The organism is Pirellulales bacterium (assembly GCA_035546535.1).
GTDB lineage: Bacteria > Planctomycetota > Planctomycetia > Pirellulales > JACPPG01 > JACPPG01.
Genome location: DASZWQ010000061.1, coordinates 41,329 through 65,648, shown reverse-complemented (window position 1 = coordinate 65,648; position 24,320 = coordinate 41,329). Strand labels below are relative to the sequence as shown.

The 24,320-nt window shown below is 63.3% G+C and carries 19 protein-coding genes; 2 read left to right on the top strand and 17 right to left on the bottom strand.

What is annotated here, in order from left to right:
- Nucleotides 1-151: 151 nt before the first annotated feature.
- Nucleotides 152-859, bottom strand: a complete 708-nt coding sequence (locus VHD36_08265) for a metal-dependent hydrolase (protein HVU87301.1) — start codon at nt 857-859, stop codon at nt 152-154.
- Nucleotides 860-1,202: 343 nt separating this feature from the next.
- Here VHD36_08265 and VHD36_08260 point away from each other — a divergent pair, with 343 nt between their 5' ends.
- Entirely contained in the window at nt 1,203-2,408 is a 1,206-nt protein-coding gene (locus VHD36_08260) for a 2,3-bisphosphoglycerate-independent phosphoglycerate mutase (GenBank protein HVU87300.1), read from the top strand.
- Nucleotides 2,409-2,939: 531 nt separating this feature from the next.
- Here VHD36_08260 and VHD36_08255 read toward each other — a convergent pair.
- From VHD36_08255 to VHD36_08210, 10 genes are all read right to left on the bottom strand, one after another.
- The gene (locus VHD36_08255; GenBank protein HVU87299.1) at nt 2,940-4,139 is read right to left on the bottom strand and encodes an NPCBM/NEW2 domain-containing protein; all 1,200 of its coding nucleotides are present in this window, start codon (nt 4,137-4,139) and stop codon (nt 2,940-2,942) included.
- A gap of 12 nt (nt 4,140-4,151) precedes the next feature.
- Nucleotides 4,152-5,258 carry a prenyltransferase/squalene oxidase repeat-containing protein gene (locus VHD36_08250; GenBank protein ID HVU87298.1) on the bottom strand — a complete coding sequence of 369 codons (1,107 nt, stop codon included), beginning with the start codon at nt 5,256-5,258 and terminating at the stop codon, nt 4,152-4,154.
- Between the two features lie 65 nt (nt 5,259-5,323).
- Nucleotides 5,324-6,184 (bottom strand): hypothetical protein, encoded by an 861-nt coding sequence (locus VHD36_08245; GenBank protein ID HVU87297.1) that lies wholly within the window; start codon nt 6,182-6,184, stop codon nt 5,324-5,326.
- The gene (locus VHD36_08240; protein HVU87296.1) at nt 6,181-9,831 is read right to left on the bottom strand and encodes a DUF4175 family protein; all 3,651 of its coding nucleotides are present in this window, start codon (nt 9,829-9,831) and stop codon (nt 6,181-6,183) included. The genes VHD36_08245 and VHD36_08240 overlap by 4 nt, the downstream gene beginning before the upstream one ends.
- 38 nt (nt 9,832-9,869) lie before the next feature.
- Nucleotides 9,870-12,239: a VWA domain-containing protein gene (locus VHD36_08235; protein ID HVU87295.1), complete on the bottom strand. Its 2,370-nt coding sequence runs from the start codon at nt 12,237-12,239 to the stop codon at nt 9,870-9,872.
- Between the two features lie 8 nt (nt 12,240-12,247).
- A complete protein-coding gene (locus VHD36_08230; protein ID HVU87294.1) occupies nt 12,248-14,452 on the bottom strand; it encodes a BatA domain-containing protein in 2,205 nt (734 codons plus the stop codon).
- 68 nt (nt 14,453-14,520) lie between these two features.
- Complete coding sequence (locus VHD36_08225; GenBank protein HVU87293.1) at nt 14,521-15,423, bottom strand: DUF58 domain-containing protein; 903 nt, start codon at nt 15,421-15,423, stop codon at nt 14,521-14,523.
- A complete protein-coding gene (locus VHD36_08220; protein HVU87292.1) occupies nt 15,380-16,435 on the bottom strand; it encodes a MoxR family ATPase in 1,056 nt (351 codons plus the stop codon). The genes VHD36_08225 and VHD36_08220 overlap by 44 nt, the downstream gene beginning before the upstream one ends.
- 24 nt (nt 16,436-16,459) lie before the next feature.
- Nucleotides 16,460-18,832 (bottom strand): PQQ-binding-like beta-propeller repeat protein, encoded by a 2,373-nt coding sequence (locus VHD36_08215; GenBank protein ID HVU87291.1) that lies wholly within the window; start codon nt 18,830-18,832, stop codon nt 16,460-16,462.
- 297 nt (nt 18,833-19,129) lie between these two features.
- On the bottom strand, nt 19,130-19,300 hold the full coding sequence (locus tag VHD36_08210; GenBank protein ID HVU87290.1) for a hypothetical protein: 171 nt from the start codon (nt 19,298-19,300) through the stop codon (nt 19,130-19,132).
- A gap of 116 nt (nt 19,301-19,416) precedes the next feature.
- Here VHD36_08210 and VHD36_08205 point away from each other — a divergent pair, with 116 nt between their 5' ends.
- Nucleotides 19,417-19,833, top strand: coding sequence for a DUF983 domain-containing protein (locus VHD36_08205; protein HVU87289.1), 417 nt, complete (start codon nt 19,417-19,419; stop codon nt 19,831-19,833).
- A gap of 79 nt (nt 19,834-19,912) precedes the next feature.
- Here the strand turns inward: VHD36_08205 and VHD36_08200 are convergent, their stop codons facing one another.
- The 6 genes from VHD36_08200 to VHD36_08175 form a co-directional block, all read right to left on the bottom strand.
- Entirely contained in the window at nt 19,913-20,248 is a 336-nt protein-coding gene (locus VHD36_08200; protein ID HVU87288.1) for a hypothetical protein, read from the bottom strand.
- A gap of 151 nt (nt 20,249-20,399) precedes the next feature.
- Complete coding sequence (locus VHD36_08195) at nt 20,400-20,891, bottom strand: DUF420 domain-containing protein (protein HVU87287.1); 492 nt, start codon at nt 20,889-20,891, stop codon at nt 20,400-20,402.
- Nucleotides 20,888-21,694, bottom strand: coding sequence for an SCO family protein (locus VHD36_08190; GenBank protein HVU87286.1), 807 nt, complete (start codon nt 21,692-21,694; stop codon nt 20,888-20,890). Before VHD36_08190 ends, VHD36_08195 begins: the two co-directional genes overlap by 4 nt.
- A gap of 2 nt (nt 21,695-21,696) precedes the next feature.
- Complete coding sequence (locus VHD36_08185; GenBank protein ID HVU87285.1) at nt 21,697-22,479, bottom strand: ABC transporter permease; 783 nt, start codon at nt 22,477-22,479, stop codon at nt 21,697-21,699.
- Nucleotides 22,480-22,615: 136 nt separating this feature from the next.
- Nucleotides 22,616-23,563, bottom strand: coding sequence for an ABC transporter ATP-binding protein (locus VHD36_08180; GenBank protein ID HVU87284.1), 948 nt, complete (start codon nt 23,561-23,563; stop codon nt 22,616-22,618).
- A gap of 279 nt (nt 23,564-23,842) precedes the next feature.
- Nucleotides 23,843-24,304 carry a cytochrome C oxidase subunit IV family protein gene (locus VHD36_08175; protein HVU87283.1) on the bottom strand — a complete coding sequence of 154 codons (462 nt, stop codon included), beginning with the start codon at nt 24,302-24,304 and terminating at the stop codon, nt 23,843-23,845.
- Nucleotides 24,305-24,320 lie beyond the last annotated feature (16 nt).

Below are 24,320 nucleotides of genomic sequence, written 5' to 3'. Positions count from 1 at the left end.
ATTGTAGGGGAACATACCGCGTTCGGGCAGCCGCCCGGCGGGCGATCGAAACCTTGCTTTTGCGCAATCGCACTCGGCAGGACCGTCGATAGCTCAGATTGGCGGATTTTTCACCAACCGCGCCGCGGCTGTAGCGCGCAGCTTGCGCACCTTACGAGCCGTTTAGGACAATCTTGACGCCGGGAGAGAGCACCCGCGGCTCGGAACGCGTCTCGGCACGTACCCGCGCGGCCCAGGCGTTGGCATCCTGGTGAATCGGGGGCCAGGTGTCGTAGTGCGAAGGGATGACCATCTTCGGATTGAGCAATTGAATCGCGCGGATCGACTCGTCGGGGCCCATCGTGAATTGGTCGCCGATCGCCAACACCGCCAGGTCGAGCCCGTGTTCGCCAATCAACTTCATGTCGTAGAACAATGCCGTATCGCAAGAAAAATACAGCTTGCGGCCGCCGATCCACAGCAAGAATCCACTCGGGCTTCCTCCGTTCGATCCGTCGGGCAGCATCGAGCTGTGATGCGCGATCGTCAGTTGCACGCGGCCGAATTTCTGCGCCGAGCCGCCGCCCAGGTTGTGTGGATGCGTGCGGGTGACTCCCTGTTTACCCAGCCATTCGCAAATCTCGAAATTCGAGATCACAAGCGCGCCGGTGCGACGGGCAATCTTCGCGGCGTCGCTGATGTGATCGAAATGTCCGTGCGAAACCAGAATGAAATCCGCCGCCACGCCGTCGGCCTTTGCCGCGGCCGTCGGTGAATCATCGAGAAAAGGATCGATCAGGATCGTTTGCGGCCCGTGTTCATCCGAGGGCGCCACGATCGACCAGGTGCCATGTCCCAGCCAGGTAAGTTCAATTTGCATTGTCCGGACTCCCTTCGAAAGCGGCAACGAGGCCGCAGGGCGATCGCGCGATGAATGCCGTCGTGGACGTTCCGACTACCTGCCCAGTGTTAAGCGGAATCCGCCGTTTTTCGACACGGTTCGTGGTCTGCGGCGATAATACCCCATGCCCATCCTGCTTGCCAGATTCCGGCTCGTAATGAGCTTGTCACGGCGCGTACCGAGACGGTTTCCCTGCCCGCTGTTGACTTGTCAAGCGGCGGCATTCTGATAGAAGAGGAGCGCGCCGGTAGCGGCATCGCGTTCGGGCGGTTCGGCCCCGTGAGCGCCTTTTGCGCCGAACATTTGCGAACAGGAATTGAAAATGGACATGCACGAACTGACCCGTAGCTTGCACACGCGCAACAACTCGAAGATCGTCATGGTCGTCGCCGATGGCTTGGGAGGCTTGCCCTTCGAGTCGGGCGGGCTGACCGAACTCGAGGCCGCGCAGACGCCGCGGCTCGACGTGCTTGCGCGGCGCGGCATCGTGGGCCTCAGCATTCCGGTCAAGCCGGGAATCACGCCCGGCAGCGGACCTGGACATCTCGCGCTCTTCGGCTACGACCCGTTGCAATACGTCATCGGTCGCGGCGCGCTCGAGGCAACCGGCATCGGTTTCGAACTCGGCCCGAACGACGTCGCGGCGCGCGGCAATTTCTGCACGCTCGATGCGAAGGGATTGATCAGCGACCGCCGCGCTGGCCGCATCAGCAGCCAGGAAAGCGCGCCTTTGGCCGTCAAGCTGCGGCAAGTGAAGATTCCCGGCGTCGAGGTGTTCGTCGAGCCGGTCAAGGAGCACCGCTTCGTGGTTGTGTTTCGCGCCGCCGGCCTGGGCGGCAATGTTCACGATACTGATCCGCAAGCGACGGGCGTCGCGCCATTGGCGCCAAAAGCCAGCGCCCCGGATAGCGCGAAGACGGCCGAAGTCGCCGCCGAATTCGTCAAGCAAGCGCAAGCCCTGCTCGCCGATCAATCGAAGGCCAACGGGCTCACGTTGCGCGGCTTCTCGTCGCGCCCCGCGCTACCTGCGTTCGAAGACGTTTACGGTTTGAAGGCGCTAGCCATCGCCGTCTACCCGATGTACAAGGGCCTGGCGCGGCTGGTGGGCATGGACCTGGCAGGATCGGCCCAAACGCTCGACGATCAACTCACGCTCTTGATCGAAAACTGGACCGACTACGATTTCTTCTTCCTGCATTACAAATACACCGACAGCACGGGCGAGGACGGTAACTTCCAGGCCAAGGTGCAAAAGATCGAAGAGCTCGACGCGGCCATCCCGCGCATCATGACCATGGCCCCCACGGTGTTGATCGTCACCGGCGATCACAGCACTCCCAGCCGGTTGCGCACGCACAGTTGGCATCCGGTGCCGACGCTGCTTTTGTCCGACGTGTGCCGCAGTGACTCGGCCGAAGCCTTCTGCGAACGCGAATGCCTGCGCGGCGGGCTCGGTCAGTTCGAAGCGAAGTACCTGATGCCGCTGGCCCTGGCCAACGCCGGCAGGCTGGGTAAATACGGCGCGTAATGCGCTGTCGATGAATGGTCACGGGTGAAGTGCTCACGCGGCCCATGGCGGGGCCCCAGCAATTCACGCCTTGTGTTTCGAGGGACGCACGCCGAAGGTGTGCGACAGATTAGCCCAGGGCAACGATCATTACGCAGGTGCTATCGGCCATTGACTCACACCGACGGCTTCGAGCCCCGCAGGGGCGAATTCGTGTAGACGTGGGCGTAAGCCCACGTGAAAACGTCACATAGAATGCGGGAAGCCCCGACGGGGCGACATCGATTTCAGCGGACAAGCGAATGTCGCCCCTGCGGGGCTTACGACGATTATTTTGAGAACGTTTACCGTGGACTCGCGTCCACGGCTACACGCCCAGGCCCCTCCGGGGCCAAATTCCGCGCGAGGCACCGCGCTAGTTGATGCATAATGTTGGTTGCCTGGGCTGACTCACTCGACGCCTTGGGCGTTACAGGACGAGATTTACCAGAATGGCTCGCGCGGCGGCGTGAACATGCTAAGCGATTAAACAGATGTAAACCCGTGGTCGACCTACTCGATCAGCCGCGCATCGAGCCAGTTGGCCCGATCCAGCTCATCCCCCCGGTCGCCGAATTCCACGATCAGGCTCAATCGCTTGCCGCCTGACACGTCGACATCAACCGGCACGGGCGCCATGCGGCCGTGGATCATGTCACTCTTCCATGCCAATTTGTCATCGACATACACGCCGAAGGTCGCGGCGCCGCGATCGCCCACCTGATCGTCGAGGGCGACCTCGGCCGCGAAACGGCGATAGCGCTTGTCGAGTCGGTACGTCAGCCGCGCCGCACTGTGCATGCCGATTCCCTTCGCATAAGTATGGCCTGCGGCGCGCAGTTGCGTGCCGGTCGCGCTGGCATCATTCCGGTAAGGCCATGACTGATTGAGAAACGGCAAATGGCGATAGCCTTCGGCCGTCAGGTCAGAGAGGTATTTCGCCTTGCCCGAAAGCGGCTGCAAGCACGCAAGCGCCTCGGCAGGGAATGTCCACGTCGCACCGTCGGGCATTTTGACTTGGGCTTCCTTATCGCCAAGCACGATGCCGCTCACCGCGAAGCGGCTACCATCGCGCAAGCCCACGAGAATCCGTTCGGCGGACGCGCGTGGTGCGGCGGCCAGCGACGGATCGAAGGCGACGGCCGCGATGCGGGGCAGGTCGACAGACAGCTTCTGCCCCTGCGATTCGATGCCGACCGCCGTGCCGCTCACCGACGCGACGGTGCCGGTCAGCTCGTCACCGTTGGCGAGGAGCAGCCGATCGCTGCGGGCCGCGTGATCCATCGCGCGCTCGATCAACCGATCACGCTCCGGCAAATCGCGCGGCGGATCGAACACGACGCCGGCCACGAATTCGAGTGGAATCGTTCGTTCGCCGAAAAGCGCCGACTCGATGTGCAACTCCTCGTCGGCCGAATGAACCGCGTCAGCCACGATCAAGCCGCCACCGGTCAATAGGATTTCGATTCCCTGACCCGGCTCGACCAGTGCGCCATACCGCGAGACATCGCCAAGGGATATCGAACGTCGCGCGCCATCGACCAGAAACGTCGCCTGGCCGTCGGCGGTCACCGATTGCAGTTGCCCCTCGAAGCGCGCGCCCGTCGCAGGAATTACCGTGGCAGCATACGCGACGGCTACCTGCGCAACGATGAACAACAGTCCGATGCGCCCCCCGCGGTGCAAAATCGTAATGGTTGACGAACGTAGCATCGTGGCGACCAGCTAGCGCTGAAAGATCGGCAAATAGTTCGTCGGCATCTGCAGCACGATACACGCCATGGCCGTGCCATATTCGGGGCAGATGGAGTCCGTCCACGAGCCATCGTCACGCTGCCGGGCGAGCAGCTCATCGCGAATCGCCGGATACCACTGCCGCCAGCGGTCGCCGCCGGCATGCCACATCGCCTGCACGGCATAGTAGTGACCGTAAAAATAATGGCTGTCGCGAGCCAAGACATTGCCGCGCGGCAGGCTCTCCATGAGATACGTCAGCCCACCCTCGATTGCCGGACCGTCGTAGATTCCCGCGCTATAAAGTGCGACGACGCCCGCCGCCGAACGGGGAAAGGCGCTCGGGCCCCCTTGCAGCATGTACATGAATCCGCCGTCGGCATTCTGGCTGCGCTTGACGTACTCGACACACCGATCGACCGTCGAATGCGGCACGTACAATCCGGCATTGCGCGCCGAGCGCAGGGCCATCACCTGGCAGATCGTGACCGAAATGTCGGCATCGCGCCGTTGCGGCTGATAGCGCCAACCTCCTTCGGAGTTTTGCGTATCGACGATCAGGTTTACGGCCTTGGACAGCTTTTCGCGCACGTCGCGGCGCCGCGTCATGCCGTAAGTTTCGGAAAGAAAGAGCGTGGCGAAACCGTGCCCGTACATCGGTCCGTGGCCGGTGTCGTCGTTGACGTGAATGAATCCCTCATCCCCCGTATTATCAAGAATGAAGTCGACGGCCCGGGCGACTTCTTTGCCATACGGCCCCTCGTCCGGCGTGCTGCCCGAGGCGACGAACGCGATGCCAGCCAGTGCGCAGACGGCGACGTTGTGGCTCCAGCCGCCCGAGCCCAAGGCGCCGTTTTCTTGCTGCCGTTTGGCGAGATAGGCCAGGCCGCGATCGATGCTGCGCAGCGTGACGGGGGTCATCAGCTCGACGCCGGTGCGGTCAGCGCTATCTTCGGGTTTGACGCCGGCTTCACGCCTGGCGGTGCCTCCGCGTTTGCCGCTGTCCTCGCCTTCGGCGGCCACAATGCGCGCCGGCGCGTGCGTAGCGCAGATGCTCAGGATCAGCAGAACGGAAAGGATCCGGCGAAAGTCGTGCATGCTTCCCCTCTCTGCCGAAGCGACGGCCAGGTACCGTGAAATGGGTCCCGTACACGGCGGACACATTACGGCTTGCGTGGCTCCTCCTCGGTCAACGAGCGGAAATAATCGGCGATCAGTTGCTCGTATTTAGGCAGGAATTGCTCTTCGTACGATTGTAGCATTTGTTCCCGTTGACGCTCGGGAAGCTGTCCCCACACCCCTTTGAGCACATCGCGCATGTCGGCCATGTCGGGTTTCTCGGCTCGTCGCTCGCGCATGCTCTTCGAGCTTTGCCGTGCCGGTGCCTCGCTAGCTGCGTCGTCCGCGGCTGCCATGCGCCGCTCCGGCTGCGACGACTCGCGGCGCTTCGTCGCCTGATTGGCTCCCTTGCCACTGTTGCCTCCGCTTGAAGATTGGCCGCTGTTTTGACCTTGCTTCTGTGCCTGGCGAATGAGCTCGTTGAGTTGACGAATGATCTTCTCCTGCCTGGCGATCGTGTCCTGGTCGGCCTGCTGGCGCGCGATCAAGGCCTCGACGTCGCGCATCGCGCGGCTCAATCGACCCAACGGGTCGTTTGCCCCGGCCTCGCCCAGGTCTTCGCCATCACCAAGCCCTTTGAGCAACTCCTGATCGCGTGGGTTGCGCTTGTCGTCTGTCTCTTTCGGGTCTGCCTCGTTCTTGGCTTTATCCTTCTTGGCAGCGGGCATTTCGCCTTCCAGTTCTTTCTCGAGTGGATCGGGACCCAGGTCCTTGAGCAACTCTTCATCGAGTGCCGATCGCTCGCCGCGGGAAGAGTCTTTGTCTTTGTCTTTGTCTTTGGCCGTGGAAGGGGCTTCCTCGGCTTCGCCCGCGCGCGCTGAAGAAACTGCCGAGACCAGCGCGATTGCCGCGATGACCATCAGGAGGAAAGCCGCGCAGGTTCTCGCGCTGTGCCAGAACGTCATGGTAGCTCCTTCGGTGTCCGCTCGGGGATTTCGGCGGGCGCGTCCCCCGCTTGCCGAATGTCCGGCAAGTGGTTGGGATCATCCTCGGGACGATGGTCGTCCGTTTGCATCATGTTCGTCACCAGGTCGGCCAGCCGCCCTTGCTCGCGGCTGAGTTTTCCGTACTCGGCTTCTTGCTCCGCGGTGGCCTGCGACGATTGCCGCCGCGACTCGGCCAGGGCGGCGGTGCGAGTATTGAGCTCTTCCTGGATCGATTTCAGCAGCTTGAGCTCCGCAAGCGAGCGGCGCGCACGCTTCGAGGGTCCTTCTCCGGCCCCTTCTCCGCCGCCGTCCTCCTGCCCTGCCTCGTCTTGCCCGCCGTTTTCCGCGGGCGACGAGTCGTCGTTGGCCAACGCGTCTTTGAGCTGCGTAATTCGGCTGACGGCGCTATTCTCGATGCGTACGGTTTCGTCGCCGATGTCGCGGCGATCGAGCCGCTCGGCCGCTTGCCCCATGTCTTGCCCAGCCAGATCCAAAACAAATTGAAAAACCTCGGCGCCGGCGAGCGTCTTGGCCAATTCCTGCATTTCATCCCGCAATGCCAATTGCGTGCGGGCCAGCTCGCGCACACCGGCCGCTTCGGCGCGCGTTAACTGTCCACGTTCGGACTGCCTCAATTGGTAATGCACGGTTTCGCCCACCATTTTTTGCTGGCGCTCGTGCAAGCTGTCGATGGCATCCTCGATGCGGGCCAATTGCTCCTGGGCCAGATCACTTTCGGCTTCTCGGCGCTTGGCGGCCAGCTCACGCTGGGCGTCTTCCAGGTCTTTCTTCGCTGCTTCAGCCTGTTCGGCGGCCGAGCCAGCATCGCCGGCCGTGCCACTATCGGCCGACTGTCCCATCTGTCCGGCGGCTTTGCCCAGCTGCGTGCCGGCTTGTTCGGCTTGCAGCCGATCGAGCTTGCGCGCCAAGCGATCGGCCTCTTCTTGCAGTTTTCTTTCTTGCCGCGCCAGGCGTTCGAGCTCGCGGCGGCGCTCGGCCTCGGGCCGCTTTTCGGCTTCGCGGATCTTCTTTCGCAGCCCCTCTTGCTCGGCCGCCATTCGCTCGAGATCTTTCTCGGCTTCGCGCAATTTTTTGACGAGCCGTCCCAGCTCGTTTTCGCGCCGGCTGGAAAGAATGTCCAACAATTCGCGCAGATCGTCGGCACTTCGCCGCTGAGCCTGCTGAGCCTGGCCGATCCGGTTCTGTTCGACGCCGCGCCCGGCTTGGCGCATCTGTTCCGACAGTCCTTGCTCGCGCGCGTGTGCCAGCGCGTCGGCCATGCTGTCGGCGGCTATGGGATCCTCCTGGCGAGCCGTCGCGACCGAATCATCCATTTGCTGTTCAATGCGATCCACGCGGCGCGCCAGCTCCAGTTGCCGCTGCGCGAGCTTTTGCAGATCGGCACGCTGCTGCGGATCGAGATCTTCGAACGCCCGCGAAAGTGTTTGCTGGCCGAGCGCAGCGGTCTGTTCCAAGAGTTCCTCTTGCGCCTTCGCCACCTGGCCGACTTCGCGGTGGAAATGCCGGAAGCTGACCCATTGCTTCATGTCGTCGAGCATGCGCGACAAGGCATCGATAACTTCATCCTGAGCCTTGGCAGCATCTTCGAGCGGCGTTTGAGCGGTGCTGCGGTCGCGTGCATGCTGATCCGATTCGGGAAACTCCGCCTGCGCTGCTTTCGCCGCCGCGGACAAATGGCGCGAGGCGTCGGGCAAGGGGCCGGCCGCCAGTCGCGACAACCGGTCGAGCAGGTCTTGCATCTGTCGCTGAGTATCGGGACCGTCGATCTTGTTGATGCTCAGCTCATCCAGCAAGTCGTTGATCTGACCGCGCAATCCTTCGTGGTCATTCGTCAGCTCGCGTTCGACTTGCTGCTGATTCAGGCTAGCGCCCTGCAAGGTATCGATGTCGGTTTTCTTCAGCTGCCCGGTCTGGTCGAGCTGCACCTGCAGCCCCGAGACGTGCGAGCGCGCCGATTGCTCGAGCTCGCGGACGCGCGACAGCTCGTTGAAGATGACCGTCTGCCGATCGGCAAGTCGGTCTTGAACTTCTTCGGCCGAAACGATCGTCAATCGCCGCGGCAGGCTTTGCCCCGCCTGGCCTGCATAGTCAACAGCCGAAGCGTGAAAGGAGACCTGCGTGCCAGGGGCCAGCCCCAGCGGCGCGAGCTGCCACTGGTAAGAGATCTCGTGATGGTCGCCGGCAAATCCCTCGGCGGCCGAGGCCGTGGCCAGTTCGGCCGTCACCACGTCCGGTCCCGCGAGCAACTCGAGCGATTCTTCACCGGTATCCGACTTGTCGCTGCGCAGGAAATCGAGCGACACGCGGCGGACCGCCAGATCGTCGCCGGCGCGAACGCTGAGCGTGATCGCGGCGTCGGGTGTGACGAAAAGGTTCGCCTTCGGCTGCACGACCTCGACCGTCGGCGGAGCGTCGGGCACGGCGCGAATCTCATATTTCGTCGCCGCGGCGTTATGAAACCCCTCGCGGTCCGTCAGCAGGAACGAATAGGCCCCGGACGTGCGAATCTCGAACGGCGTATCGGCATCCGGGGCGATCGAGCCCGCGTAACCGTCGGCGCGAATCGTGGCCGGAATCTCCGCGTCGTCGTCCAGTTGCAAGGCCGCTTCGGCGAGCGGCTTCGTAAACGTGGCATTGACCGCCACTTTGGTTCCTGCGAGCGCTCGAATGTTGGCTTCGCTCGCGCGCGGCTGCCAACCGGTATAGCCGGGGAAGTGCAACATCAGGGACGAACCACGCACGGCCGGCGGCTCGACGACCGCAAGCGCGATCCAGGGCATCGTGTAATCGTCCCCTCCCACGGCGCGATACTCGAAAGAGCGCTCGACTCCTTCGCGGCGCGCCAGCATCGGCCCCCCCAGCGATTTGAGCGGTTCGGTCTCTTCGACGATTTCGCCATCGGCGCTGGGAAAACGATAGTGCATCACCACGTCGTCCGGCGGCATGCTCGAACCCTGATCGACGACCTCGACCTCGAACGACTGGCCGTGGGGCAGGCGTTCGACGGGATTGAGTATCGCCAACTGGTGCGTACGCGGCCATTCGACGTCGCTCAGCGGGTTGAGCAAGCGCCGGGCAGCAATGCGAGAGCTCGGGCCCGCGGCGACAGAGAGCAACGCCACGATCGCCGCGACGCCACCCAAACCGTACAGCGCGCGGCGCGCCGGACGGTCGTCGAGCGCCAAGGACAGGTCCAGTTTCTCGACGGCGCAGGTGGCATCACGAATGACTTCGCGGCGCAGTTCCACTGAGCCCGCCAGGGGATCGTCGGCCGGCTCGCGCGAGAATTCGACGGCGCTGGCCAAACGTCCGCGCAGGGTGGGAAAGAGCCGTTCCAACCTTTGCGCGATTTGCACGTTGCCGGACCGGCTGTCGCGCAGCGTGCGCCAGACGCGCCGGCCGGCCACAGTGATGGCGGAGAGCAGCGCCAGCGAAGAGATGGCCCGCAAACCGCGGTCGTGATAATGAAACAAGGCGTCGAGGGCCGCCAGCGCCAGCCCGGCCACGAGCACCAGGGTCACGCTGCGTGCAATCGCCTTGGCGAGGACGAATTGCCGCGCACGACGGCGGATTCGCGCGAGTTTCTGCTCGAGCGGATGCGGCATAACGATGGTTCCTCGCCTCAAATCCCGCCACCAGCAGATTATACCATCGCGTGCCGTTTGCGCAGCAGCCACTCGCCGACCAACAGGCCGAGGAATGCCAGCAGCAGCGGCCAACGATTCCAAAGCTCAACAGGGGGCAAGGCTTCGATCGGCACCTGCCGCCCAGGGGGCAACGACTTCCGCAGTTGGCTCACCGTGGCCAGCGTGAAGCTTTGGCCTTTGGTGGCTTCGCTGGCGCGCGCCAATTCGACGAAATCGGCCTCGACCCGCTCGAATTCGCCGGCGGCCGAAGTCACCGTGAAATCAGCGGCCGGCGCGCTCCCCTCCAGGGTCGGCGCGGCAATCCAGGAGTGGTAGCGCCCCTCGGGCAAGTCGGGAAGCGCCGCTTCGAAGACGCCGTGCCCCATCGGGGCCCGTTCGAGTTGCACGCGCGTGTTCTTGCCCCCTTGTTGTTCGAGGACGATCGTTACGCCGTCGTCCTGGACAGGAGCCAAACGCTCGTCGGTGAAGCGTGCGCGGACCAGGACCGTCTCACCGCGACGATAATCGCGCCGATCGGTCGTGAGTTCGGCCGAGCGATCTTTGCCCAGCAGCTTGGCCCGGCTGAGATAGCGAATCGTCTGGATCCAGTATCGCGCGAAGAACACGTCTCCGACGCGATAGCGCCAGCGCCAGGTGCTGTCGATGGCGTGAAACAACACCTTGCCGGCGCCCGCGTATTGCAAGCAGATCAAGGGGAGCTTCGCGCCGTTGTCTCCCGAGCGCGCCGCGTGCTCGGCCAGTACGCGCACGGCCGGTTTCAACTTCGAAACTTCGAACATCCAATACAGCGACGGCAACTTGCTCCAGATGTCGCGCGACTCCTCGGGCGTATCTCCTAACTGCATCGTCGGGCTTGCCAGGCCCAGCTCGGTGGGCAGGACCTGAAACCCCTCGCCCCGCCCCGTGATCGGCGCACCCGGCGTGGCGCCGTCGAACTCCAGCGGCAATAGCGCCGCCAGCGGCGTGTCGCGGTAGGCGTCGGGCGTAAAGCGCAACCCGGAGATAAAAACCAGTCCGCCCCCTTTGTCGCTGACAAACTCGTGCAGGTTGCGCATGACGTTTGCGCCCAACAACGTGGGATTGACGTCGCCGAAGAGGACGACGTCGTACTTGAACAGATCCTCGCGCCGCACCGGGAATGACCGCAGCGCCGACTGGTCGATCTCGGCGTACGCGGGATCGGCCTCCTGCAGCACCGTGTGCAGCTCGATCGTGCTGTCGCGCTCCAAAAGGTGTTTCAGATAGCGGAATTCGTAGTTCGGATAAGCCTGCGCCAGCAAAACGTGGATCTGATCCTTCCGCACGCTCACCAGGTGCTCGACGTGATTGTTGTCGGGCTGCACCTCGTCGGCCTGGCCAGGCACCTCGATGACGTATTCGAATTCGCCGACGGCCGTCGGCCGGTAGGGAAGGACGACTTTCTTGGCCACGCCGTCAGCCCCGACGGCGACGGTCAGTTTCGCCAGGGGCGCAGGATTGCTCTTGTCGCGCAGCACGACTTCGACCGTTTTGTCGGCAAAGCCGTGGCCGGTAAGTTTGAATTCGAAGTTCACCACGTCATCGACAAACACGACGTCGTCGACCAAAAGGTCGCTGAGCGCCAGGTCACGATTCGGTCGCTCGTTGCCCAGCGCCACGGTCAACAGCGGCACGCCGCGGCGGCGCGCATAGCCGGCGGCGTCGGCCAACGATTCGCCATCGGTGTTGATGCCGTCGCTCAAGAGAACAATCGCCGAAGGGGGCGCCCCGCGCAAATCGTTCAAGATCGAGCGAATCCCCTGGCCAAGGCGAGAACTGGTGCCGCTGGCCTCGACCTGTCGGACGCGGTCGATCAGTTCGTCCGGATCGCCCAACTCGCTGCGTGCCGTGTCCGACACGAAATACAGTCGCACCTTGTGGCCGCGCGCCGCGTCTCGCAACAATTGGCCGTCGTCGGCCAAGAGCGCGCTCTTGGCGAGGTTCAAGCGCGTCATCTTGTCGAGCCGGATCCCTTGCAACTGGCTTTTGGCCAGCGAGGCCAGCTGCGGATCGTCGTACCGATCGACCACGCCCATGCTGGCCGAGTCATCGACGGCGAATACCAGGTAGGGCAAACCCGTACGCTGTAAGGCCACGGTGACCTGTGCGATCATCACGCAGATGATTGCGAAGGCGGCCAGGCGTACGCCGGCCAAGGTCAGACGCATGGCCCGGCCCGCGCGCCCTGCCTCGCGCAAGTAGAAAAAGACGACAAGCGCTACCACCGCCGCCGCTGCCAAGAGCGTGATACCGGCCGGCCAGGGCCAATAATAGTCGAGCGTCCAGACCGTACCTTCACCACTCTCGGCAGGCTCCAGGCCGAGCAGCGGCTCCAACCAACTTGGCACGGTTCCCTTCATTGCGCGTAGCGCCCGCTGAACCAGGTTAAAAAGCTTTCGGTCAACAACAGGCAGACGGCCGTGGCCAACAGCCAAATGTGCAGCCGATTCCGCACCACGATCGCTTCGGTCGTGCCCGGTTCGGAGTCGCGCCAATTCGTGCGATGAAAGTAACGCACGCCGGGCCACACGTCGCGAGCCAGTTCCTCGGGCGTGACCTGTTCCAGATCGCTCTCCGCCGTATTGAGGTTCACGGCGAACGCTTGCTCCGCTTGAGACGTGCCAGATTGATCGGCGGGCGCGACGCGATAGATGCCGCTTTGCGAGGTTTCCGCGTAAGACCAGGCCCGATCGGCGCCGTCATTGGTCACTACCGCGCGCTTTGTCTCGCCGGAGGGTAAATGCACCGCGGCGCCGCTGGCGCGCCCCTGCGGCAGAACTCCTCCCAGCGGCTGACCGACGAGAAGGTTATGCTCGCCGAGCCGGCCGCCCGCGGCGAACAGCAGCATCTCTTGCACCAAAGGAACGTAGCTGGGCCACATCGGCATGGCGGTCCAGCTCACGTCGGCACTGGTGGCGACCAGAATGGAGCGTCCGCGGCCGATCGTCTCTTCGACGACCAGCGGGTCCCCCTTGCCTGCCGCCAGCGCTACCTGCGCCCGCGTGGGCTGGGGGAGTTGCAGCTGAAAGTAGGTTTGCAACGGCGTCGTAAGCAGACCGGTCTGCTCGGCATCGCGAAAAGCAGCCACCAACGGATGCCGGTAGCCGAGCGGATCAAGACCGTGTTCCCCCGCCTCGACGGGGCTTCCCAATCGTGCGGGCAGGACGTGCCTGTCACTGTCGGTCTTGGCGGCCAAAAGTCGGTTGTAGTTCTCCGGCTGCACCTGGTCGCCGAGAAAGAAGACCAGGCCACCGCCGAAGTTCAAGTACGACTGGAGAACGGCGGCTTCGCGCTCCGTGAACTGCGCGACGTTGCACAGAAAAACGCACTCGTATTGAGTCAGGTCGGTGTCCAATAGCGCACTTTCCGCGACGACTTCGGGGTGAACGCGGGACCGCTGCCGATCACCGGCCGTTGGCGACAAAGCGACCGTCAGAAAATCGGTCGCCGACTTGAATCTTCCTCCCGACGGACGACCATCTACGCACAGCACGCGGACCTGATCCTTGACGGGCGCGGCCAGGTAACGGCGGTTATCGAGTTCGAGCAGATCAGGCGTCAGCCGCACTTCGATCGCGTGTTCACCGGCACTATCGAAGTAGCAAGGAAAGCTCACGGCCGCACGGCCGCCGGCCGCCAGGTCGATCGCGCGCTGGGCTGTGTGCCGTCCGTCGACAAACAACTCGATCGTTTGCCCGGATCGAGCTTGTCGCCCGAAATTTCGTAGCTCGGCCGAGATGATAGTTTCCTGGCCGACCGTCACGAAACCGTCTTGCAGCCGTAGCTGCTCGACGGCGATGTTTTCTGCGCCCGCCTGCCCCAAGTCGATCACCGAGAGCGAGGCCGATTCGCCCAAGCGCCGGCTGCGTTCGCGAAATTCGCCCAGAGCGGCAGCGCTCAGGTCGGGCGCCCACGTCGTGCGTCCCAAATCGGTGAGGATATAAATCTGTTCGCGCGTCAGTCGCGGATACTCGCGCCGCGCGGCGGTTACCACCTGCTCGACTTGCGCGAGAGTCGATGCCAGGTCGGCGCCGCCGTGGGTGATCCTGGTCGCGGCGATTTCTCCCAGAAACTCGGTCGGCGAAAACGAGGGCGTGGCAACGATTGTCTGCGGAGGATCCGCCAACAGGACCAGCGTGAAGCCGTCTCCCTGACCACGTTCTTCGACGATCTGCTCCGCCAGTTGCTTGGCCCGATCGAAGCGCGTGCGGTCCGTCGGCTTGTAAGCCATTGAGTAAGAGGCATCGAGCACCAGGATCTTGTGCGTCGGCTGACCCGTATGGGCGACCACGCCGCTGCGCTCGATCATCGGTTCGGCCACGGCCGCGACGACCGCCATGACGAGCGCCGTTCGCACGGCCAGAATGAGCCAGTTTTCCAGATGAATGCGCCGCGAGTTCTTGCGCACCGCCGCCAGCAGGTATTGCACGGCCGCCCAGGGCACTTCCTGGTAGCGGCGACGGCTGAGCAAATGGATCACCAGCGGCGCAGCAGCCGCCGCCAACCAGCCCAGCATGGCCGGATGCATCCACAAGCCCAGCAGTACGAGTGATGCGAACAACGTTGATCCTGGCGCTAGAGTTTGAAAAAGGTTGCTCGCCGCGACCGTGCGTGTGTCGCGACCGCACCTTAGCCGGCATGCCTCAAACGAGACGACAAATAGGCGGACAAGGGGACGTCCAAGGTTTGATCGGTGCGCATGGGAACGTAATCGATGCGTTGCGCGCGGCAGCCGCTTTGCACTTGCCGCAAGAACGCCTGAAACTCGGCGAGGTAGGCCCGCCGCAGGGCCCGCGGCTCGCTCAACACGTCGGGCAGTTGCTCGAGCCCCTTGAAGAGCGTCGTTTGCTCGAAGGGAAAGTCCATTTCCGCCGGATCGAGGATGTGAAAGATCACCACCTCGTGCCGCTTGTGGCGCAAATGCTTCAGGCCGGCCATCATCGACGGCACGTCGTCGAACAGATCGCTGAGAATCACGACCAGGCCCCGCTTTTTCAGCCGCTCGGCCAAATCGTGGAAAATCGGTCCGGTCGCGGTCTTGCTCGCGGCGTGCATCTCGTCCATCAAATGCACGATCTGCTTCAAGTGCGACGGGTTGCCGCTGGGGCGCAAGAGACTGCGAATCTCTTGATCGAACGTCACCAGGCCGACACTGTCCTGCTGCTTGAGCGTGAGGTAGGCAAGCGAGGCGGCAACGCACTGCGCGTATTCCAGCTTGCTGAGCGACGTGTGTTCGCTCTTGTAGCGCATGCTTTCACTTGTATCGAGAAGCAGGTACGAGACGAGATTGGTTTCCTCTTCGTACTGCTTCAGGTAGACCTTGTCGGTCTTGGCGAAGACTTTCCAGTCGACGTAGCGCAGGTCGTCGCCGGGCACGTACTCGCGGTGCTCGGCAAACTCGACCGAAAAGCCGTGGTACGGACTGCGGTGCATGCCGGCCACGTACCCTTCGACGATCGAGCGCGCGCGTAGCTCCAGGCCGTGCAGCCTAGCGAGCGTCTGTGGATCTAAATACTTCTGCAACTCGTCCACCGCCGCTGGTCTCCAGGTCCGATTCCGGAACGACTTCGATCAACTTGCGAATGATATGGTCGGGCTTGATGCCCTCGGCTTCGGCATTGAAATTCGTGACGATCCGATGCCGCAACACCGGCGCCACCACGGCGCGAACGTCTTCGCACTCGGCATGGTAGCGGCCGTGCAACACGGCCCGGGCCTTGGCGGCCAGCACCAGGTATTGGCTCGCCCGCGGCCCCGCGCCCCAACTGACATAATCGCGGACGAACGGAGGCACTTCGCCCTTTTCGCGACGCGTCAACCGCGTGAAGCGCAACGCGTAGCGGGCCACGTGCTCGGCCACCGGCACGCGGCGAACGATGTTTTGCAGAGAAAGGATATCCTCGGTCGAGAGCGTCGTTTCCAACGTCGGGGCCACGTCGGCCGTGGTGCGCCGCACGATTTCCAACTCTTCGTCCTCGTCCGGATAGTCGACGAACGTATTGAACATGAAGCGGTCGAGCTGCGCCTCGGGCAGCGGGTAGGTCCCCTCCTGCTCGATCGGGTTCTGGGTGGCGAGCACGAAGAACGGCGGCGCTAACCGATGCCGGGCTCCGCCGACCGTCACCTGGCTCTCTTGCATCGCCTCGAGTAATGCCGCCTGCGTCTTCGGCGGCGTGCGATTGATTTCGTCGGCTAGGATCACATTGGCGAAGATCGGGCCGGCGAGAAACTTGAATTGCCGCACGCCCGTCGCTTTGTCCTCCTGGATCACTTCCGTGCCGGTAATGTCCGAGGGCATCAGGTCGGGCGTGAACTGGATGCGGCTGAACTTGAGCGACAGCGTGTCAGCCAACGTGCGAATCAGCAGCGTCTTGGCCAGGCCCGGCACGCCGACCAGCAGGCAATGGCCGCGGGCGAACATGGCGATCAGCAACTCTTCGATGACCTGCTGCTGGCCGACGATGACGCGTCCCAATTCGGCCACCAGCCGGCCGTACGCCTCGTTCAATTTCTGCACCGATTGGACATCATCATCCGCGAACATGCTGTTCCTCGTCATCGACCTCGGTTAACGATCTTGTCTGCGCTTCAGCCGATTGTTCGTCGCTGTTTGCTCGTGTGCTTTTGCCGCAGGCGCCGTATCGGAGGGCGGCTGCTTGTCGCCGCTTAACGTGCCGTCGGCAGGCGACAGATGGGCAGGCCCCAGGGCCGTGATGCGATCGTTCCCCGCAATCAGCAATATTTCGCCAGCCGCGATCAAATTGCCGGAGTGCAAACCGCGCGCTTCGAGTTGGAGGGGCGCCTGCTCCTGGCCGCTGCGCTGATCGAAAACGTGAATCGCGCGTACCGTTGGCCAATAGACCCTGCCGCCGGCCAGCAGCCCGCGGCCGAATCCCTTGGGTGTAGGGCCCTCGGGCCAAGGGTAGCTCACTTTGCCCGTGTCCACGCTGATGTGCCACAGTTTCTCGCCGCTGGCCCACAGGGCGTCGCCGCCAACGCCCAAAAGATGCACCACGTCCTTGGCGAGGCTTGTTTCCCATAGCAAAAGCCCCGTGGCGGCGTCGTAGGCCAGCACGCTTTCGCTATCGGCCGGCGCCACGATCAAACGGCCACGCTCGTACAGGCACGGCGTCAAGTCGCGATAGAAGTGCGTGGCGCGCTGATTCAGGTCCCCTTTCTTGGCACGCGGGTAACGGACGATCCACTGCGGTCGGCCCGTGTCGGCGCTGAGGGCTGCCACGGCTCCCAGGTTCGTGTTGGCATAGATCACGCCGTTGACGAGCGTCAACAGGTTGTGCGTACACTCCCCCGACTGACCTCGGGCCGGTGTTTCGGCGCTGGCGACGAATTGTCGCCACACCCGCCGGCCGGTGCGTGCATCGTAGCAGGCCACGTGCAGCTGAGGTCGCGTGCCATGCCGCAGCGCAACGTACAAACGGCGCCCATCGCTGACCGGCGACCCTTCGAACGCCCATTTCTCTTCGGCGCGAAGCGGCGGCCACGCCAGACGCCCTTCGCCCGCCAGATCGAGCCCCACCAGGTAGCTCGGCTGGCGGTAGTTCAAATGGTCTTCCGGACGCGTGGTGAGGGGGTCTCCCAGGCGAGCGTACAAAAAGCCATCCTGCGCCGTGAGCGTGAACCGCGGTACGCCCAACGTGCTCACGGTGCCGTGCAGGCGCTCGGAAACCGGCTCGGCCGGACGAAAGATCGTCGCGTCCGCTCCCCAGGCGGGGCGTCCGGTACGCACGTCGTACACGCGAATCTCGTGCAGCGTGCTCACCGCCAACAGATTCCCGACGACGATCGGGTGATAACTCAATAACTCATTCTTCGTCTCGGCCACTCGCGGTGAGGGATAAAACGAATCGGTGACCGGCGCCTTCGGCAACGGGATCGCCTCGGTCCAGAGAGGCACATCCGGCGACAGGGCCACCGGGCCCGCATGCGAACGGGACTGCGCGCCGGCAAATGTGGGCCAGTCGCGACCTTCCGCCTCGGCCGGCCAGTCGCGCGCCTTGGCCAGCAAATCCGTCAGGGCATCGCTGTACGTCACTTCCAGTCCGCCCAGCCGCCCGCGGGCGTCGTTGTGTAATGTCTTGAAGCCCGTCAGTTCTTCGGCGGCGCGCGCCAGCGAACCTTCGAGAATCGACACCAGCACGAGTCGGGCGCGCAGGCCCGGCATGTCGATATCGCAATCAGGATAAGCCAAACGGCCGGGCAAAATGCCACGGGCGTTCCAGAATTCGACCAGCGAGCGGCGCGCTGCATCGTCAAGCGGCTCGTCGCGGCGCAGCCAATACGTTTGCGGCGGCAGCGCGCTATCGGCGACGTACCACTTCTCGAGTTCCTGGCGATGCTCGGCCGGTAGTTGTTCGTCGGCCAGCACCCGTTCGAAGTGCTCGCGCGATATCGATTGCGGCGGCGTGGGAATGAGCTTCTCCCACCACGAGCGAGCTTCGCCGTGCTCGCCTCGTTCGAGCGCCATCTCGCCCAGCGCCATCAGGGCATCGTCGCCGACGCTGCTGGCAAAATACTGATCGAGCAACTGCCGCAGCTTCGCCGCGCTGCGCTCTGTGGTGGCTTCTTTGAACAGCCCGCTGGCTTGCGCATCGACGCGGCCCCGATACAGGGCAAGCGCTTCGGCCGGCAAGGCCGCTATCCGCATGTGGCAATATTCCCGGACGCTCGTGTAGCGGCGATCGCTGGCCCGGATGACGCGCCCCGTGTCCTGTTCCATGACCTGCCGGAGTGCTTCGATCGCCTCGTCGTATTGCTGATCCGCGGCGAAGGCTCTGGCTTGCTCGAGCCGGGCCAGCGTATCGGCATCCGCTTGCGGCACCTCGACCGAGTCGGAAAGCTCGAAGCGGCTGGAGAGGCCGTAGAAGAATTGCTGCTGCGCATCGACGCCAGCGGGCAACAGATACAGTGCTAACGCCGTCACCGCCCAGACTTTCCGGCTTGGCAAACCGATCATCACGTTCGCACGGACCTCGCAGAGGGCTCGGGCGGGCCTTGGCCGTTTTGGAGGAGAGTCCGTCGCGCGCAGCAACTAACTCCATGACCTCTAAGTATAAGCCGCGACGCGACTCGCGGAAAGAAAGCCGGCCTGAAGGCTCGCAGCGCAAGCCCCTGCGGCGACAGGGATACCGACTGGAAAATTACCGAGAATTACTACGCGCCGCCGGCCACGCCCATGCTGACGGCCGCTCCGCCCCCGGGCGGGCTGACTTGTTGCCTGCTAGCGCTGCGCATACCCTTCGAGCAAGCGGCCGATGTAGAACAGCGAGATCGCGGCGACGGCCATGACCAGCATCTTGCCGACGCTGATCCGATCGGTGATTTGCATGAGGATCGCCAAGATCGGAAGCACCAGGCCCGCGATCTGCATCAACCGACCAATCGTTCGCACGAAACCTTCTCCGACAGGTGTTTGGCTCGCTGGCGGCACATGGTCGCGCCGTTGGCAGTAGAGTATCGTACAGTCTGGCCGCGCCGCAACGCGCGCGGTGAAAAGGCGGAGCAAACATGAGTCTGTGGAAGATTCTGGGACGGACAATGCGGCTGCGCTGCCCGCGCTGCGGCGAAGGAAAGCTTTTCAGCGGCTGGGTCCGTATGCCGCGCGAGTGCGAAGCGTGCGGACTGAAATTCGAGCGCGAGCCGGGCTACTTCCTGGGCTCGATCTATTTCAACTACGGCGTCACGGCCTTCATCGTTACGGTGGCCGCGCTCGTATTACTCATGTTTACCGAGGTCTCCGAACGCACGCTGCTTATGTCGCTGGGCGCCTTCTGCGTGCTCTTTCCCATGTGGTTCTTCCGCTACGCACGCGCCTTGTGGATGGCCTGGGACCATTTCGCCGATCCACTGCCGACATCGGCGGCCACTTCTTCGGCGAGCACGCCGCCAGCAACTGAACACGCGCGGCGCAGCACACCCGGCTGACTCAGTTGGTGATCGACGCCGCGGCGCGCTTTTCGGAATCGAGCTGTCGGACTGAAACTGTCAGACGAAAGCGCGCGAGTTAGTGTCCGCTACGGGAATCGCCCGTCGCCGGTTCGCCGCCCGCAGCTCGTTTCAGGTCTTCTTCGCGGCGGGCACGGCGCACGAGATGATAGAAGTAGCCGCTGAGCGATCCAAAGATCGCGAACGGCATCGAGAGCATGAACAGGATGCTGTACATCATCCCCGTGACCAGGTCCCCTTTGCCGTCTTGATTGGCCAACGCCGCCTTGCAACTGGGGCAAGCCGACGCCGTCTGGGCGGCCAGCAAGACAACCGCAACCGCCGCGATCAGCGCCACGCTCGACAGCGCCTGACGACGACGATTGATACGCTTTTGATCGCTTGTGGGCTTCATGTTCGCGCTCTTGTGATCCACAGCTCCACGCGACCCAATTATAGCCGTTCTTGAGGGCCTGGGTAGAGAGGATCGATGGCCGGTTTATCCGTAAAAGGACGCAATTTTGTCGCTATGTGTTGTCCTGCTCCGGCTGACGATCGGCCGGAGCCTAAAGACCCTCGGTGGCGTAGCCCAACCACGGCCCGTGATACAGCATGACGTACACGACGACCCCCGTGACCGACACGAACAACCAGATGGGAAACGTCCAGCGAGCGATCCGTCGATGCCGCGCTCGCTGATCCGTAACGCCCAGATAGATCGTCGCGACGGCCAGAAAGGGCACCGCCGCCGCCAGGATCACGTGCGGAATCAGAATCGCGTAGTAAACGTATCGCACGCCGGTGGGCCCGGTGAATTTCACGTGCAGCGCCTGGTAGTGATACGTCAGGTAGCAAGCCAGAAACACGATGCTAACGACGAACGCCGAGAGCATGGCGCGCTTATGCGCTTGCTCACGCCCACGCTTGATCAACACATAGCCGGCCATCAGCAGCACCGTGGCCGTGGCATTGAGCAGGGCGTTCACGGTCGGAAGATCCGCGACCGAAAACGCGAAGAGCGGCGGTGGCAACAGGCCTGGGGTTCCAAGCAGCGTCACGGTGCAGCCTCGGTCGGTGCTGCTTTTTCAGACACTCGATCAGCGGGCGCGGCTGCGGTTGTGACCGGCGTGGACTGATCGCCCGCGGGCTCCTTCGCGGTCTCTGCCGCTGCGTTAACCGCCGCGGCTTCGTCGCTGGCGACCGTGTGGCCGGCGGCCGCATCGGGTTCCTCGGTCACTTCGGGCGGCGTCTCCTCGACCAGTAGCTTCTTGATCTTCTTCTTCAGCGCCAGCATCTGGCTGGGGTCGCTCGTCAGATACAGGCCGCGGACGTTGCTGAACTTATCCACGAGAATTATGCGTTCGGTGTGCATCTTTGGTCCGACCGGAACTTGAAACGCCTCGGTTCCCAGCTTCTGCACCGATTCGAACGGCCCGCTCAGGAAAGTCCACCGTGCGGGATCGGCCTGAAACGTGCGGGCGTACTTGTCCAACACCTCGGGCGTGTCGTTCGTTGGGTCGCAGGTGATGCTCACGAATTTCAGGTGCGGGTCCTTCTCGTCTCTTTGCAACTCCGCCAAGGCGCGATTCATCTGCGCGCACGGGCCAGGGCAGGCGGTGAAGAAAAAGCTCGCGATCCACACGTCTCCTTTGAGTGCCTCGAGCGCAAACGGCTTGCCCGACGTGTCGACAAGCGCCGCATCATCCAGCGAACCGGTGGCCCGCGTCCGCTCGATATGACGCGGACGGCTCACGACTTCGTCACGGTCGAACATCGTGGCCTGGTACACGCGCCAGCCGGCGTACGAACCGTAAGCGGCCAACGACACCAGCAATAAGGAGAGCCACATCTTCAATTGCATTGTCACAGTAAGTCCCCCGTCGTTCGTTGGCCGGCGATCCAGCACGCCAGGCCAAACGTTACTGCAGCGAACAGGACAGTCACCCCAAGCGACACCGATAACGATGGCAGGCTCCCCATTCCCGCCACGGCGGCCGGCGCACTTTCCCCCAAATAAAGCAACCGCCTCAACCCGGCGATGCCGCAGGTGAGCGGATTAATAATCATAATCCAGCGCAGCCAGCCGCTGTCGGCCGGAAAAAACGCACCGGAGAGCAGCCACATCGGCAAGAGAAACACGCTCATGATGGCGTGAAAGCCCTGCGTCGAATCCATGCGCCAAGCGATGACAAATCCCAGTGACGTAAGCGCAAAAGCCACGAGCACGGAAAACAACCCGGCCGCGATCGTGCCGGTGAGCGAAAAGTGCAAGCCGACGGTGAGCCCCAGGATCAGAAACAACAGCCCCTGCCCGACGGCCAACACGGTGCCGCCGAGGATCTTGCCCAGCACCATGGTCCATCGCGAAATCGGCGCGACCAGGACCGATTGCAAGAACCCTTCGCGGCGATCTTCGATAATCGAGATCGTGGAGAAAATGGCCGTGAACAATAAGATGAGCGCCAGCGTGCCGGGAAAGAAGTATTCGCGATAGCTCACCTCGGCGCCGGCGCCCGCCATTTGAAACGACGGTCCCAGGCCAGCGCCGAACAAAATCCAGAACAACACCGGTTGGCCGATCGCGCCCACGATGCGGTTGCGCTGCCGCAAGAAGCGAATCAGTTCGCGCCAACAGAGGGACCACACGGCCGAGCCTGACGCGGCGGACGCCGATGCCGTGTGGCCGACGTCGTTTTGTCCGCGCGAAGCACTTCGGGCACCCGACGGTGCGACGTCCGCCGGATTTGAATCGGCAGGAGTTGGCAACGATTCAACACTTCGTTCAGCCAACGCCCACCTCCTCGGCCTGCCAGAAGCGATGGCCGGTGCGGGCGATGAAAACATCTTCCAACGTCGGCTTGCCCACCGTGATCGAACGGACCTGGCCGGGAAACTCTTCCACAAGCCGGGCGACCCATTGATGACCGTCCGCTTTTTCCAAGCGCACGCGGCCGTCGACGACCGTGGCCGGGCTGTCGAATCGCGCCGTGATGGCCGCGGCCAGTTCCGCCGGATCGGCCGTTTCGATCCAGATCGTATCACCGCCTACCGTGCCGCGCAGCCGCTCGGGCGTGTCGAGGGCGACCAGTTGACCGGCGCTCATGATCGCCAGGCGATCGGTTTTTTCGGCCTCTTCCAACAGGTGCGTCGTCAGCACGACGGTGACCCCCTCTTCGTCGCGCACGCGATGCAGATATTCCCACAGGTCGCTGCGGGCGCCCGGATCGAGTCCCGTGCTCGGCTCATCCAGAAGCAGCACGCGGGGCCGATGCAATAGCCCCTTGGCCAGTTCGACGCGGCGGCGCAGCCCGCCGGAAAGCGTCTCGACCAGGTCACGAGCGCGATCCGCCAGGCCGAACCGGGCGAGCATCTCACGGCGCCGCTCTTCGAACGTCGCGCCGGTGACACCATAAAGTTGCCCGTGCTGCCACAGGTTCTCGCTGACGGTCAATTTGCGATCGAGGCTGGGGGCCTGAAACACCACACCAATGCGCCGGCGCACTTCATGCGCCTGCCGCGTGACGTCGAGGCCGAGAATCGTGATCGAGCCCTCCTGCATCGGCACCAAGGTCGATAGCAGCCGAAAGAGCGTGGTCTTGCCACCGCCGTTGGGGCCCAGGAAGGCGAATATCTCGCCCGGCGCGATCTCGAGGCTGACGTCCGCTAGCGCGCGGCGCTCTCGGTAGCGGTAACCGACGCCCGAAATCGAGATGGCCGCGGAAGAAACCATGGAAGTCACTTGGAAGGCGAGGCAGGAACGTTCCGATCGGGCAGTCGCCTACCCAATCGGATTTTACGGCGCGTCACCGGCGGATTGCCCACCGGCGCACAGATCCCCCACAGGCGCGCCGCACACATGGGCATTCGATGCGGCCGCGCGCCGCACCAGGCTACCGATCAATTGTAGGTCTAACAGACCGCGACGACAGCTTCCGTGGACTGTCACAGGCTCGAGTAAGCCGTGACAGCCTTCGTCGGACCGTCGCGGGCTCAGGGAGCCCTGGCAAGATTAATGGGCAGCCGCAGGCGCGTGCCCCGACTCATCGTGTACCGGTTCCAACTTTTTCACTTCAGTCTGGAATTTCTGGTATTCCTTCTCGGACATGGCGGCATGCTCGCGTCGTTCGGGCGAGTAGGTGCGCATCCGCAGCCCAACGTCCGGAACCAAGGCCATCATCAACAGAATCGACATGATCGAGGCGGGAATCGTCAGGACGTATTTCCAGTCGGCTTCGTACTTCAGGTGCATGAAGAACAAAATCACCAACATGGCCTTGGTGCAGGAGACGGCCATCATGAAGGTGCGCCCCACCTGCGGCTGATCGTGCCACGGCCACAAGCTGGAATACGTAAAGAACGAGCAGCCGGTCAGCACGCACAGCGCCAGAAAGACGTAAACGTACTTGGCGATCCCACCGTGATCGCCGTGGGCGTGCGCATGAGCGTCGGCCGAATGACTGGCGTCGTGCATCGTTGGTAACTCCGCG